At 65.0% G+C, this 13,433-nt stretch carries 13 protein-coding genes; 2 read left to right on the top strand and 11 right to left on the bottom strand.

What is annotated here, in order from left to right:
- Positions 1-20: 20 nt before the first annotated feature.
- Positions 21-2,549 carry an ABC transporter permease gene (locus MRBLSP13_RS02020; RefSeq protein WP_363752352.1) on the bottom strand — a complete coding sequence of 843 codons (2,529 nt, stop codon included), beginning with the start codon at positions 2,547-2,549 and terminating at the stop codon, positions 21-23.
- Entirely contained in the window at positions 2,546-3,265 is a 720-nt protein-coding gene (locus MRBLSP13_RS02025) for an ABC transporter ATP-binding protein (protein ID WP_414714646.1), read from the bottom strand. Before MRBLSP13_RS02025 ends, MRBLSP13_RS02020 begins: the two co-directional genes overlap by 4 nt.
- Here MRBLSP13_RS02025 and MRBLSP13_RS02030 point away from each other — a divergent pair.
- Positions 3,264-3,965, top strand: a complete 702-nt coding sequence (locus MRBLSP13_RS02030) for an arylesterase (RefSeq protein ID WP_363752355.1) — start codon at positions 3,264-3,266, stop codon at positions 3,963-3,965. The genes MRBLSP13_RS02025 and MRBLSP13_RS02030 overlap by 2 nt on opposite strands.
- Positions 3,966-4,043: 78 nt before the next feature.
- Here MRBLSP13_RS02030 and MRBLSP13_RS02035 read toward each other — a convergent pair whose 3' ends face one another.
- The 7 genes from MRBLSP13_RS02035 to MRBLSP13_RS02065 are packed head-to-tail and all read right to left on the bottom strand — an operon-like array spanning position 4,044 to position 10,897.
- The gene (locus MRBLSP13_RS02035) at positions 4,044-5,018 is read right to left on the bottom strand and encodes an NAD(P)H-dependent flavin oxidoreductase (protein ID WP_363736400.1); all 975 of its coding nucleotides are present in this window, start codon (positions 5,016-5,018) and stop codon (positions 4,044-4,046) included.
- Between the two features lie 23 nt (positions 5,019-5,041).
- Positions 5,042-5,824 carry an enoyl-CoA hydratase-related protein gene (locus MRBLSP13_RS02040; RefSeq protein ID WP_363736402.1) on the bottom strand — a complete coding sequence of 261 codons (783 nt, stop codon included), beginning with the start codon at positions 5,822-5,824 and terminating at the stop codon, positions 5,042-5,044.
- Positions 5,825-5,826: 2 nt separating this feature from the next.
- Positions 5,827-6,987, bottom strand: a complete 1,161-nt coding sequence (locus MRBLSP13_RS02045; protein ID WP_363752358.1) for an acetyl-CoA C-acetyltransferase — start codon at positions 6,985-6,987, stop codon at positions 5,827-5,829.
- Positions 6,984-7,787: an enoyl-CoA hydratase/isomerase family protein gene (locus MRBLSP13_RS02050; protein ID WP_363736405.1), complete on the bottom strand. Its 804-nt coding sequence runs from the start codon at positions 7,785-7,787 to the stop codon at positions 6,984-6,986. The genes MRBLSP13_RS02045 and MRBLSP13_RS02050 overlap by 4 nt, the downstream gene beginning before the upstream one ends.
- Positions 7,784-8,545 (bottom strand): 3-hydroxyacyl-CoA dehydrogenase, encoded by a 762-nt coding sequence (locus tag MRBLSP13_RS02055; RefSeq protein ID WP_363752361.1) that lies wholly within the window; start codon positions 8,543-8,545, stop codon positions 7,784-7,786. Before MRBLSP13_RS02055 ends, MRBLSP13_RS02050 begins: the two co-directional genes overlap by 4 nt.
- A gap of 27 nt (positions 8,546-8,572) precedes the next feature.
- Complete coding sequence (locus MRBLSP13_RS02060) at positions 8,573-9,757, bottom strand: thiolase family protein (RefSeq protein ID WP_363752364.1); 1,185 nt, start codon at positions 9,755-9,757, stop codon at positions 8,573-8,575.
- A 12-nt stretch (positions 9,758-9,769) separates the two neighbouring features.
- Positions 9,770-10,897, bottom strand: a complete 1,128-nt coding sequence (locus MRBLSP13_RS02065; protein WP_363736409.1) for an acyl-CoA dehydrogenase family protein — start codon at positions 10,895-10,897, stop codon at positions 9,770-9,772.
- Between the two features lie 133 nt (positions 10,898-11,030).
- Here MRBLSP13_RS02065 and MRBLSP13_RS02070 point away from each other — a divergent pair, with 133 nt between their 5' ends.
- On the top strand, positions 11,031-11,717 hold the full coding sequence (locus tag MRBLSP13_RS02070; RefSeq protein ID WP_363752367.1) for an SDR family NAD(P)-dependent oxidoreductase: 687 nt from the start codon (positions 11,031-11,033) through the stop codon (positions 11,715-11,717).
- A gap of 74 nt (positions 11,718-11,791) precedes the next feature.
- On the opposite strand, the gene MRBLSP13_RS02075 is transcribed toward MRBLSP13_RS02070, so the two are convergent.
- Positions 11,792-12,541 (bottom strand): SDR family NAD(P)-dependent oxidoreductase, encoded by a 750-nt coding sequence (locus MRBLSP13_RS02075; protein WP_363752369.1) that lies wholly within the window; start codon positions 12,539-12,541, stop codon positions 11,792-11,794.
- 29 nt (positions 12,542-12,570) lie between these two features.
- Positions 12,571-13,368, bottom strand: coding sequence for an enoyl-CoA hydratase-related protein (locus tag MRBLSP13_RS02080; protein WP_363752371.1), 798 nt, complete (start codon positions 13,366-13,368; stop codon positions 12,571-12,573).
- Between the last annotated feature and the right edge of the window lie 65 nt (positions 13,369-13,433).

Here is a 13,433-nt window from a genome sequence, read left to right on the forward strand (position 1 = left end):
GCTGTACCCGGACCCAAAGCTCACAGCGCCCGCAGCGCTCTTGCCGGCCGCACCGACATCAGCGGGATCGATCCCAGCAACCCGATGCCCAGCGTCAGCATTGCGCCCGCGCCCAGCGTGGAGAGTATCAGCAACCAGTCCGGCGCCCAGTGGAAGTCGAATACCCGCACGATCACGAACCACCCCGCCGCCAGGCCCAGCGCCAGGGCCAGCAGAGCCACGGTCCCGGCCAGCAGCGCATATTCGATCCCCTGTGCGCCCAATATCTGCCAGCGCGTCGCGCCCAGCGTCTTCAAGATCACGCCATCATAGGCGCGCGCCTGACGCGAAGCCGCGATGGCGCCGATCAGCACGGCGATCCCCGCCAGGATCGCGACCGATCCCGCCAGCACGATAGCCGCCGACATCTGTCCCAACAGGAGAGTGACCTGCGTCACCACCTCGCTCACCGCGATGATGGATATGGAGGGGAAGGCCGCCAGCAAGGCGCGCGTCATCACGCCTTGCGATCCGCCCTTCATCGTGATCGTCGCGGACAGGCTGTGCGGTGAGCTTTGCAGTGTATGGGGCGAGAAGACCATGATGTAATTGAAACCCATCGTCTGCCAATTGACCTGCCGCAGGGAGGCGATGCGCGCCTCTATCTCGCGCCCCAGCACCGAGACGGTGAGCATGTCGCCAATGCCGACGCCCATCACCTCCGCCGCCTGACGGTCCAGCGAGACAAGCGGCGACCCGGCATAATCGCGCGGCCACCATTCGCCCTTCACCAGCTCTGAACCCTCCGGCAAGGTCTCGCTATAGGTGACGCCGCGCTCACCGCGCAGGAACCAGGCGCCCTCCGGCAACTGCTTGAGGTCCGCGACCCGCCGTCCGCCATAGGCGACGATGGTCCCTCTCAATGTCGGCACCATGTTGACCCTGGCGCCGGGCGCCTCCTTGCCGACCAGCGTCAGGAACCGATCCCTGGCCGCGATCGGAATGTCGAGCACGAACTGGTCGGGTGCGGTCCGGGGAACGGTGTTGCGTATCTCCGCGCTGAGGCTCGACTGGATCGCCGCCAGCGTCACGAACAGCGTCAGGCCCAGGCCCAGCGCCACCACCAGCGCTGAAGTCTGCGCGCCCGGCCTGTGCAGATTGGCGACGGCCAGCCGTGCCAGCGGGCGGCGTGGCGAGGGCAGGCGGCGGGCGATCCGCCGCACCAGCAGCCCGATGCCGGTCAGCAGCATCAGCACGGCGGCGACCGCGCCCAGCATCGCCGCCGCGAACCACGGCTCCTTCGCCGTGCCGAGGGCCAGCGCAACGAGCGCAGCCCCCGCCGCGCCAACCGCAACCATGCTCGCGCGATCCAGGCCGCGCCGCCGGTCCACCACATCCCGGAACAGGGCGGCAGCCGGCAGGGTCCGCGCTCGCGCCAGCGGCGGAACGGTGAAGATGAAGGCGATCAGCAACCCGTAAAGCGCGCTGCTGATCAAAGGCCAGGGCGCTACGGCAAAACCGGGCTGCACCGGCAATATGTCCCGCATCGCCGTTGTCAGCGCCAGCGGCAGCACAATGCCCGTCGCCAGTCCGCACGCGATGGCAAGCAGCGCAACCGCGCCCACCTGCATCAGGTAGATGCGGGCGATGTCGGTGGACGATGCGCCCAGGATCTTCAACGTTGCAATGCCGTCCCGTTTGATCGCCAGATAGGACGCGACACCATTGCCGACGCCGATCCCGGCTATAGCGAGCGCGGCAAGTCCGATCAGCGACAGGAATTGCCCCATCCGTTCCAGGAAACGGTTGGTTCCCGGCGCCGCGCCGTCGCGATCCTTGATCTCGAACCCGGCAGAGGGGAAGACGCGCTTCAACCTGTCGGCCGCGGCGCCGGCATCGCCGCCGGGCGCCATGCGGATGCGATATTTGCTCTCATACAGGCTGCCCGGCTGGATCAGTCCAGTGCGCCTGATGCCCTCCATCGACGTCAGCGCGACCGGCCCCAGGGTGAAGCCCTCCCCCACCCGGTCCGGCTCGTCCGAGATGATGTCGCGGATGCGGAAGGTCGCCGTGCCATAGCGCAGGCGGTCGCCCGGCCTAACGTCCAGCCGGTCGGCCAGCGCCTGTCCGATGACCAGTTCACCGGCGCGCATCGGCCCGGCCCGTCCGCCTTTCAGCATCAGCGCGCCGTAAAGAGGATAGGCCGCGTCCACGCCCTTGAGTTCGGTCAGCACGGCGGACGGGCCCGCGCCTTCCGCCCGTTGCGCTCCCGCGCGCTGCGCCATGGCGCGCAGCCTGATCGTTTCGCTCACCACCCCGTCACGCCGGAAGGCCGCCTTCTCCGCCCTGCTCGCCTCGCGTTGCGACATCGCCACCTCAATGTCGCCACCCAGCAGCAGCTGTCCCTTGCTCGCGATCTCGCCGGTGATCGCGGCGGTCAGGCCGCCGATCGTCGCCAGCGTCGCCACGCCCAGAAACAGGCAGACGAACAGCAACCGCAATCCCCGGAAACCGCGATGCAGGTCGCGTCGCGCTATCCGCCAGCAGGCGCCCCAACCCAAATCCGTCATGGGCGCCGATCCGCGACGATGCGCCCGTCGCGCATCTCCACGATGCGGTCGCACCGCTCCGCCAGCGCCGGATCATGGGTGATGATCACCAGCGTGGCGCCGTTCGCCGCCCGCCGGGCAAACAGCAGGTCGACGATGGCGGCGCTGGTCACACCATCCAGATTGCCGGTCGGTTCATCGGCGAAGATGATGTCCGGCGCCGGCGCGACGGCGCGGGCGATGGCCACCCGCTGCTGCTCGCCGCCGGAAAGCTGGGCCGGATAGTGATGCAGCCGGTGCCCCAGCCCCACAGCCTCCAATTCGCTCGCCGCGCGAGGGAAGGCGCTCGTGAATCCCGCCAGTTCCAGCGGCACGGCGACATTTTCCACCGCCGTCATCGTCGGCAGCAGGTGGAAGCTCTGCAACACGATGCCCACGCGCCCGCGCCTCGCCCGCGCCAGCGCGTCTTCATCCAGCGGGCCATAATCGATCCCGGCAACCCGTACCTCGCCGCCGCTGGCACGCTCCAGCCCGGACAGGATCGCCATCAACGACGACTTGCCCGACCCTGACGGTCCCAGGATCGCCAGGCTTTCGCCCTGGGGAATGGACAGGTCCACGCCCTTCAAGATCAGGGTCGGCGCTTCGCGGGTGCCGAGCGAAAGGGTGACATTGCGCGCTTCAATCGCAATATGGACATGGGTGGACGAGCCGTGCATCAGCGAAAGGAACCCCATGAAGGCGGGAAGATGGTCGATATATGTGGGCGCCATGGCGATTGTGCAATTGCTCACCGCCTGTTCGGGTCAGCCCACGGGAAACCAAGGCACGGCACAGACGGCGGAGGTCCGGAACACCGCTGCCCCGGTTGCCGACGGCAAGCTGCTCGTCGCCTTCGGAGACAGCCTCTATGCCGGCTATGGCGTGGCCCAGAATGAGAGCTTTCCCTTCCGCCTCGAACAGGCGCTGAAAGCCGGGGGGCTGGCGGTTCAGGTCCACAATGCGGGCGTGTCCGGTGAAACATCCCTGGGCGGCATGCAGCGCCTTGCCTTCACGCTGGACGGGCTGCCGCGCAAGCCCGACCTGCTGCTGCTCGACCTGGGCGGCAACGACATGCTGCGCGGCTTGCCGCCGGAGGACAGCGAGAAGAATCTGCGCGCCATATTGGACCAGCTCAAGCAGCGGCATATTCCTGTGCTGCTGACCGGCATGATGGCCGCGCCCAATATGGGCAAGGATTATGGCGCGAAGTTCGATGCCATCTATCCCCGGCTGGCGAAGGATTACGACCTGCCGCTCTACCCCTTCTTCCTGGATGGCGTGATCGGTGATCCGAAGCTGATGCAGGCCGATTCGATCCACCCCAATCCCGCCGGGGTGACCATCATCGTCGGCAAGATCGCGCCGATGGTCGCGGGCTTGCTTAAGGACGCCTAGGGAGAGACTAGGGGGCAACCGGATTGGACCCAAGCCAATCCGGATTCTTCGCCCCCTTCTGCGCCCTGCCAGAGCCGGTCAGGGCCGCAGATAACCGGCGAGCCTGTCCCTGATGATCGCTTCGGCCTCTGCGACGATACGGGCGATCAGAGCATCGCAGGTCGGAATGTCGCGGATCAGCCCCTGAACCTGCCCGGCCCAGACGAGTCCGGCATCGACGTCTCCGGTCTCCAGTGCGGTACGTCCCTTGGCGCCCGATACCAAGGGACGGATATCTTCAAAGACCGCGTCTTCGCGCGTGCTGATCGAAACCACTTCGTCGGACACGCTGTTCTTTGCGACGCGGCCGGTGTTGTGGAATTTGCGAAAGATCAGATTGGTGGACCGCTCATCATTATCGACGATGAACTGCTTGATCCGCGGATGGATCGGCGCCTCCACGGTGGCGCAGAAACGCGTGCCCATGTTGATCCCCTCCGCGCCGAGCGCCAGGGCGGCGACAAGGCCGCGACCGTCGCCGAAACCACCGCTCGCGATCATCGGGATCCTGACCTTGTCGGCGGCGGCAGGGATCAGGATGAGGCCCGGAATGTCGTCCTCCCCCGGATGGCCGGCACATTCGAAGCCGTCGATCGAGATCACGTCCGCTCCCATGCGTTCTGCCGACAATGCGTGACGGACGGCCGTGCATTTGTGGATGACCTTGATCCCGTTCCCCTTGAAATCGTCTATATGCTCCTGCGGCTTATATCCTGCCGTCTCGACGATCTTCACGCCGCTGTCGATGATCGCCCTGCGATATTCGGCATAGGGGGGCGGGGACACGGACGGCAGGATGGTCAGGTTCACGCCGAACGGCTTGTCGGTCATGGCCCGGCACCGATCGATTTCGCGGCGCAGATCGTCGGGCGTGGGCTGCGTCAGCGCCGTCAGCATGCCCAAACCACCGGCATTCGACACCGCCGAGGCGAGTTCGGCCCGCCCGACCCACATCATGCCGCCCTGCACGATCGGATATTGAACGCCGATCAGGTCCGTGAAACGTGTACGCATATATTCTCCCTACCCCCTGCCGTTCAGCGGCCGCGCCATTTGCCGGCACGCTTTTCGACGAACGCCTGCATGCCTTCCAGCCTGTCCTCGGTCGCCGTCAGGATCTGAAAAAGTCGCCGCTCGGTAATCAGCGCCTGGGACAGGGTCGTCTCGAAGGCGAGATTGACCATTTCCTTGTTGATCATCGCGGCCATGGGCGGCATCGCCGCGATCGCCGCGGCAGTCTTGAACGCTTCGTCGATGAGCTGGTCGGCGGGCACGACACGGGTGACCAGACCCGCCCTTTCCGCTTCCGCCGCGTCCATCATCCTGCCTGTCAGGCACATGTCCATCGCCTTGGCCTTGCCCACGGCGCGTGTCAGACGCTGTGAACCGCCCATGCCAGGCGCCACGGCCAGCTTGATTTCCGGTTGTCCGAATTTCGCCGTGTCGGCCGCAATGATGAAGTCCGCCATCATCGCAAGTTCGCATCCGCCGCCCAGTGCGAAGCCGGCCACAGCGGCAAACCATGGCTTGCGCGCCGCGGCGACATGATTTTGCCACCCGGCGAAAAAATCCTGGAGGAAGAAATCGGCGGCGGATTTCTCGACCATTTCCTTGATGTCGGCGCCGGCGGCAAACGCCTTCGCGCTGCCGGTCACGATCAGGCATCTCTGATCGGGATCCTGTTCATATTCGGCGAACGCATCCGTGAAGTCGGCCAGAACCTGGCTGTTGAGGGCATTCAGCGCATCGGGCCGGTTCAATGTCAGCAGCGTCACGGCGTCGCGTCGTTCGACCAGGATGGTCTCATAAGTCCGGGGCATGATCACAACGCCTCCACGATGGTGACATTGGCCATGCCGCCGCCTTCGCACATGGTTTGAAGGCCCCACCGCTTGCCCTGCTGTCGCAGGGCGTGGATCATCGTCGTCATGAGCTTGGTACCGCTGGCGCCAAGCGGATGGCCCAGCGCAATCGCGCCACCCCTGGCATTGAGTTTCGCGGGATCGGCGCCCAGCGCCTTGAGCCAGGCCATGGGAATGGAAGCAAATGCTTCGTTCACTTCAAAGAGATCGATATCCTCCAGCTTCATGCCTGCCCTGGCCAGGGCCTTGCGCGTCGCGGGAATAGGTTCCTCCAGCATGATGACCGGGTCCCCGGCAGTGACCGCCAGGGAATGAATACGCGCAATAGGGGTCAACCCATGGTCCTTCACCGCCTGCGCGCTCGCCACCAGAACCCCCGATGCGCCATCGGTCATCTGGCTGGCGTTCGCCGCCGTGATGGCGCCGCCCTCGATGATCGGCTTCACCCCGGCCATGCCCTCTGGCGAGGCATCGAAGCGCACGCCTTCATCCGTGTCGAAAATCGTGCCATCGACATGCACGGGCACGATCTCTTCGCGGAAGAGGCCAGCCTTGATCGCGTCTGCCGCCCGCCTGTGGCTCTCCAGCGCGTAGCGATCCATATCCTCCCGACTGAAGCCATATTTGTCGGCTATCGCCTGGGCCCCATGAAACTGGCTGAATTCGGATACGCCGTAACGGTCCAGGATCCGGCGGCTCCAGGGCCCCTGGCCCATTCCGGCCTGGGCATGCAGCGTATAATTCGATCCCATCGGCACGCGGGTCATGCTCTCGACACCAGCGGCGATGAGCAGGTCCTGCGTGCCTGACATCACGGCCTGCGCCGCGAAATGCAGCGCCTGTTGGGAGGAGCCGCATTGCCGGTCGATCGTGACGGCAGGCACGCTGTCGGGCAGGCCGGACGCCAGCACCATGTTGCGGCCGAGGGCGAAAGACTGCTCGCCGGCCTGGCTGACGCATCCGGCGATCACATCCTCTATCGCGGCGGGATCAATGCCGGACCGCTCCACCAACGCGTCCAGCACCATGCCGCCCAGATCGGCGGGATGCACGCCCGCCAAGGCACCCTTTCGGCGCCCTCCTGCGGTTCGCGCCGCTGCGACAATGAAGGCATCGGTCATTTACTATTCTCCTGATGGAAATTCGGCGGACGTTTTTCGACGAACGCGGCAATGCCTTCTCGGCCTTCGAACGTCCGGGCGCGGGCGGCGATCGCGCGGCTTTCCAGTTCCATCTGGGTTTCCAGAGGTCGCGTGAAGGCATCGAGCAGCAGCGCGCGCGTCGCGCCGATCGCGCCCGTCGCGGCATTGCTCAGCTCCTGCGCAATGGCATCGGCCTCAGTCGCCAGGGTTCCTTCCGCGACCACGCGGGTGATGAGGTTCATCGCCGCGGCATTCTCCGCCGAGATCCTGGGGTTGCGCAGCATCATTTCCTGCGCCTTTCGCAGGCCGACCAGCCGAGGAAGAAGCCAGGTCGTGCCCCCGTCGGGCACCATGCCGATCGCGGTGTAGGCCAGGGTGATGTGCGCTGCGGGCTCCGCCAGGACAATGTCGCCCAGAAGGGCAAGGCCGACGCCCGCACCCGCCACGGGACCATTGATGGCGGTCACGACCGGCTTGTCCATGCGCGCAAGCCGGGCGATGCCCGAATGCAGATAGGCGGTAATTTCCTTCAGGAATGATGGCAGCGCATCGCCCGCCCCGTGAAATGCGGCCACATCGCCGCCGGCGCAGAACAGCCGGCCTGCCCCGCTGATCAAAACGCATCGCACGCCGTCCTCCTCATCACAGAGGATGGCCGCATCCATGAAGGCGCGCGCCATCGGGATATCGATGGCGTTGCCGACCGCCGGCCGGTCGAGTGTGAGGCGCATGACGGCGCCGTCCCGCTCGACCCGCAGGCCATTGTGCGTCTCGGTCATCGCGGGGCCATGCGGATGGCGCCATCCAGCCGGATGACTTCGCCATTGAGCATCGGATTGCGGATGATGCTTTCGACGAGCTGCGCATATTCGGAAGGTTTGCCGAGCCGGCTGGGATGGGGCACCTGCGCGCCCAGGGCATCCTGGACATTCTGCGGAAAGGCTTCCAGCATCGGCGTCAGGAAGATGCCGGGGGCAATCGTCATCACGCGGATCTTGAACTGGGCGAGATCGCGCGCCACCGGAAGGGTCATGCCAACAACGCCGCCCTTGGACGACGAATAGGCGGCTTGCCCGATCTGCCCGTCAAAGGCCGCAACCGACGCCGTGTTGACGATCACGCCGCGCTCGCCCTCGATTTCCTCCGCGGCGGCAAGCTGCGCGGCAAATTTCGAGATCATGTTGAAGGTGCCGATCAGGTTCACTTCGATCGTCCGGCGATAGATATCCAGCGCGTGCGGCACATTTTCCTTGCCGACGGTCTTCACCGCGGGCGCGATGCCCGCGCAATTGACCAGGATGCGCGCCGTGCCATGCTTCTCGGCAGCCCGGCGCAGCCCTTCGGCGACGCTTTCGTCCTCGGCCACGTTGACCTTGAAGAAGGCGCCGCCCAGTTCCTGCGCCGCTTTCTCGCCGACCTCCTCATTCAGATCGAAAATGGCGACCTTCGCGCCTGCTGCTGCCAGCATGCGGGCCGTCGCATTGCCGAGGCCCGAAGCGCCACCAGTGACAATCGCCGGCATGTTCGTGATATCCATATTCCTACTCCTTCAATCTGCTTCGGGTCACATCAGTTCGACGGCGATCGCGGTAGCTTCACCCCCACCAATGCACAATGAAGCTATGCCACGCTTCAACCCGCGATTCTGCAATGCTGCGAGCAGCGTCGCCAATATGCGGGAACCCGATGCGCCGATGGGATGGCCGAGGGCAGTCGCGCCGCCGTTCACGTTCAGCTTGTCTGCGGGAATGGAAAGATCCCTGGCGGCGATCATGGCGACAACCGCAAAGGCTTCGTTGATCTCGAACAGGTCGACGTCCCCGATGGACCAGCCCGTTTTCTCCAGCAGCTTGCGGATCGCCGGGACCGGGGCCGTGGTGAACTTTGCAGGATCGTGGGCATGCGCGGCGGTCGCGACGATCCTGGCGATCACCGGCAGGCCGTGCTGACGCGCGACACTGTCGCGCGTCAGCAACAGGGCAGCGGCACCGTCCGAAATGGATGAAGCATTGGCGGCGGTAATTGTCCCGCCTTCCAGAAATGCGGGCTTCAGCGAAGGAATCTTGTCGGGCCGTGCCTTGCCGGGCTGTTCGTCCGTATCGACAATGACGTCGCCGCCCCGGCCGGGCACGCGGACGGGCTCGATCTCATGCGCGAAAGCGCCGCTTGCGATGGCATCGGTCGCGCGGCTGAGCGAACGCAGCGCATATTCGTCCTGCTCGGCACGCGAAAACTGATATTCGCGGACGGCGTCCTCCGCAAAGGCGCCCATGGGCTTGCCCGGCGCATAGGCGTCCTCAAGGCCGTCCATCATCATCGTGTCAATGACGCGATCATGACCGATGCGCGCACCGGCGCGATGTTTTGGCAGCGCATAGGGCGCGTTGCTCATGCTTTCCATGCCGCCCGCAACGATCGCTGCCGCGGCGCCCGAAGCAAGCGCCTCCGCCGCCATGATGACCGCCTGCATGCCTGAGCCGCACATCTTGTTGACTGTCGTCGCCTCCGCTGACTGGGGCAATCCGGCGCCAAGCGCCGCCTGTCGCGCCGGAGCCTGCCCCAGGCCCGCGGGAAGGACGCAGCCCATATAGACCCGATCGATCATGGAGCGTTCCATGCCGGATCGCTCGACCGCAGCCCTGATCGCGGCAGCGCCCAGTTCCGTGGCCTTCATCCCGGACAACGCGCCCTGGAAGCCGCCCATCGGCGTGCGCGCATAGCCAAGGATCACGACGGGGTCGTCGGTCATGTTTTGTACCTCCTAGAGTGAGCGGGCGATGACCATCCGCTGAATATCGGACGTTCCCTCGTAAATCTGGCATACGCGGACATCGCGATAGATTTTTGCGACGCCGAATTCCTCAAGATAGCCGTAGCCGCCCAGGGTCTGGAGCGCGCCGGAAACGACGGTTTCGGCGGTCTCCGACGCGACCAGTTTCGCCATCGACGCCTCGGCAAGGCATGGCAGATGTCCATCTTTCATCGACGCGGCATGCAGGACCAGCTGCCTGGCCGCCTCGAGCTTCGCCGCCAGGTCGGCCAGCCTGAAACCGACGGCCTGATGATCGATGATCGGCTTGCCGAAACTCTTGCGTTCCTTGGCATAGCCGATCGCGATGTCGAGAGCAGCCTGCGCCATGCCTATGCACTGCGCGGCAATCCCTATCCTGCCCGCTTCCAGATTGGCCAGCGCGATGCCATAGCCCGCGCCTTCCGCACCCAGCCGCAGGTCATCGGGCACGAACAGATCATCGAAGCGGATCGCGCATGTATCGGACGCGGCCTGGCCCAATTTATGTTCGACCTTGTCGACCGCATATCCCTTGCTGTCCGTAGGCACGACGAAGGCGGTGATGCCGCGCTTGCCCGCCGCCGGATCGGTCACGGCATAGACCATGGCAATACCGGCGATGCGGCCGGACGTGATGAACTGTTTCCCGCCGTTGAGGACATAGCCGCCCTCCACCTTCGTGGCCCTCGTCCGGATCGCCGACGCATCGGAACCCGCGTCGGTCTCCGTGAGGGCAAATGCGCCGATCAGGCGGCCGGCGATCAAGTCAGGAAGGAAGCGCGCCTGCTGCGCCGGCGTGCCGTCCTTCAGCAAACCCGCGACGATCAGGCTGTTCTGGATGCTGACGATGGTCGAGAGAGCGCCGTCAGCCGCAGCGATCTCCATCAGCGCCAGTGCATAGGATATATAGTCGGCCCCTGCCCCGCCCACGGCTTCGGGCGCGGTCATGCCCATCAGGCCCAGGGTCGCCATTTCTTCAAAGAGGCTGTCGGGATAGGCTTTGGCCGATTCGAATGCGAAGCTGTTGGGCCTGATCCGGTCCTGTGCGAATGCCCGCACCGCGTCCCTGATCGCGCTCTGAGTTTCGTTCAATAGCATATATGCTCCACTGGATGGCCGGAAGGCCTATTGCAGGAAGATCGCGCCGCGCGGTTCGTCCGTTTGAACGTGTGCAGCATTGAGGATTGCGGCAATGGCCGTGGCCTTACGGAGATTTATCCAGGAGGAAGAAATGTTGCCGCGCATTGCCGTCGTAACCGGGGCGTTCGGGATATTGGGCGAGGCTGTCTGCGCCGCCCTGCTTGCCAATGGCGATCGCGTTGCCCGCGTCGATTATGCGCAGCCTCGCGCCGCTCTGCCGGGCTGTGTCGATTTTGGCGGCGTCGACCTGGCGGATGCCGATTGCGCCAATCGGACGATCGACGCGATCGTCGAAACAATGGGACCGCCCGACATCCTCGTGAACGTGGCGGGCGGCTTCACCTGGGAGACGCTTTCCGACAGCACGATGGAAAGCTGGTCTCGCATGTTCTCCATGAATGCCATGACCTGCCTCAACATGACCAAGGCCGCGCTTCCCCAGTTGCGCAACCGGCCAAATGCCCGGATCATCAACATCGGATCGATGTCCGCGACATCGGCTGCGGCCGGAATGGCGACCTACGCCGCCTCCAAGACCGCCGTCCACAAGATCACCGAAGCTCTGGCCGCCGAGCTTGCCGACACATCCTGCACCGTCAATGCCGTATTGCCCAACGTGATCGACACCCCGACCAATCGCGCCGACATGCCCGATGCCGATTTTTCGAAATTCGTTCAGCCAGCGGCAATCGCGGACCTGATCCTGTTCCTCGCCTCCCCGGCGTCGCGCGGCATATCGGGCGCGCTCATTCCTGTGTCGCGCGGCGGAACCGAATAACCGTCGCTGGGGGGAGCGCAGCTTTCGCAGGCGATTTTGCTGATACCGACCGCTTCCATGGCCGGACGCTACAGCTAAACCGCCTCCCCGCCATCGGCGGTGATGGTCTGGCCGGTGATGAAGCCGGCCAGACGAGAACAAAGGAATAGCGCGGTCTGGCCTATTTCTTCTGGCAGTCCCAGACGTCCCAGCGGAATCGATCTGCGCTTGCTCTCCGCGAGGCCGGGCATCGCCGCCAGAAGCCGATCATTGGTCTTGCTGGAAATCCAGCCGCAGCGCAGGCTGTTCGCCCGGACGCCATATCGGCCTTCCTCCTTGGCGATGACGGCGATCATGCGATCGAGCGCCGCCTTCGATATCGCCGAGGTGCCGCCCCGCACCTCAATCATGTCACCCTGATAGCTGCTCAGAGTCAGGAAAGCGCCACGGCTGCGCCGCAAGTGAACGATCGATTCCTGCGCCAGATGGATCGCCGCCAGGACATCGCCTTCCAGCCAGCTGCGCCACATATCCTCTGATGTCCGACCGAAGAACTCCGGCGAAAAGGACGGGCCGGCCGCGTATATGATGCTGTGAAGCCCTTCTAAGTCCTCTGCCGCCCTGCTCAACGCATCGTTGACAACAGCCCGGTCGCGGGCGTCCACGGCGTAGATTCTCGCCTGTACGCCATAGCTTTCGACCATGTCCGCTACCCGCCGGGCAGCCGCCTCATCGCTGCGATAGCTGAACGCCACGGGTATGCCGGCTTGCGCGAACGCCTGGCATATCGCCGAACCCAGTCCGCCGCTTCCGCCGAGCACGAAAGCGCCGCCGGCGGGGAACATATCCGGCAGCGCTGTTGCCCGCTCCCCGCTCATAGACCGTACCAGCCGGCATCACGGTCGAGCGGAAGGTAGGACGGATCGCGCCGTTCGCGGAACGCCGCCAGGGCTTCCTTGGAATCGGGATGGCCGCTCATCCTCTCCGTCGCCGATTGTTCGAACGCATAGCCCTCTTGAACGTCCATCCACTCGATACGATCGAGAACGCGCTTGCTGACCCGGACCGCCGTGGGGCTATATCCTGCGATCCGTCCTGCCAGGCGTTCCGCCTCGGCCAGCACGGCTTCACCGTCGCAGACCTTGATCGCGCCGCCTGCCGCGGCGAAGTCCGGCGCCGACATCGCCTCTCCCGTGAAATACATGCGGCGGACCAGCGGCTGTGGCGCAAGGCGGGCGAGGTGACGCGCCCCGCCCATCACGCCGACCGTCAGTTCGGGCAAGCCGAAGAGCGCATCCTCACCCGCCAGTACAAAGTCGCAGGACGCCGCGATCGCCAGCCCGGTGCCCAGGGCGGCACCCCTCACCACGCCTATGACGGGGACCGCGCATTCCATGATCGCGAAAAAGGCTTCGCGTACCCGCCACATGCGTTCGCGCGCGTTCACGGGGGTCATCGACGCGAATTCGTCCAGGTCGTTACCACCGCAGAAATGCCGGCCAGCGCCGCTCAATATGATGGCCCGTACCGATTTGCAGAACGCGTCGGGACTTCTGAACAGCTCCGCGAGCTCGACATACATCGCCTGGTCCACGGCATTCACCGGGCCGCGATTCATGGTCACATGCACGATGCCATCCCGATCGCCTGTCGCAATGTCCAGAAACTTCATGCACCTCTCTCCGACCGATAGAGGCAGCGGCAGTCCTGCCCTCGATCGCGCCCTAATATCCTTCG

It is taken from the genome of Sphingobium sp. LSP13-1-1.1 (assembly GCF_040676415.1).
Classification (GTDB): Bacteria; Pseudomonadota; Alphaproteobacteria; order Sphingomonadales; family Sphingomonadaceae; genus Sphingobium.

Coding starts and splice junctions, on each gene's coding strand:
- MRBLSP13_RS02020 (WP_363752352.1), bottom strand. CDS start 2,549: ATGACGGATTTGGGTTGGGGCGCCTGCTGGCGGATAGCGCGACGCGAC.
- MRBLSP13_RS02030 (WP_363752355.1), top strand. CDS start 3,264: ATGAAGGCGGGAAGATGGTCGATATATGTGGGCGCCATGGCGATTGTG.
- MRBLSP13_RS02025 (WP_414714646.1), bottom strand. CDS start 3,265: ATGGGGTTCCTTTCGCTGATGCACGGCTCGTCCACCCATGTCCATATT.
- MRBLSP13_RS02035 (WP_363736400.1), bottom strand. CDS start 5,018: ATGCGTACACGTTTCACGGACCTGATCGGCGTTCAATATCCGATCGTG.
- MRBLSP13_RS02040 (WP_363736402.1), bottom strand. CDS start 5,824: ATGCCCCGGACTTATGAGACCATCCTGGTCGAACGACGCGACGCCGTG.
- MRBLSP13_RS02045 (WP_363752358.1), bottom strand. CDS start 6,987: ATGACCGATGCCTTCATTGTCGCAGCGGCGCGAACCGCAGGAGGGCGC.
- MRBLSP13_RS02050 (WP_363736405.1), bottom strand. CDS start 7,787: ATGACCGAGACGCACAATGGCCTGCGGGTCGAGCGGGACGGCGCCGTC.
- MRBLSP13_RS02055 (WP_363752361.1), bottom strand. CDS start 8,545: ATGGATATCACGAACATGCCGGCGATTGTCACTGGTGGCGCTTCGGGC.
- MRBLSP13_RS02060 (WP_363752364.1), bottom strand. CDS start 9,757: ATGACCGACGACCCCGTCGTGATCCTTGGCTATGCGCGCACGCCGATG.
- MRBLSP13_RS02065 (WP_363736409.1), bottom strand. CDS start 10,897: ATGCTATTGAACGAAACTCAGAGCGCGATCAGGGACGCGGTGCGGGCA.
- MRBLSP13_RS02070 (WP_363752367.1), top strand. CDS start 11,031: ATGTTGCCGCGCATTGCCGTCGTAACCGGGGCGTTCGGGATATTGGGC.
- MRBLSP13_RS02075 (WP_363752369.1), bottom strand. CDS start 12,541: ATGTTCCCCGCCGGCGGCGCTTTCGTGCTCGGCGGAAGCGGCGGACTG.
- MRBLSP13_RS02080 (WP_363752371.1), bottom strand. CDS start 13,368: ATGAAGTTTCTGGACATTGCGACAGGCGATCGGGATGGCATCGTGCAT.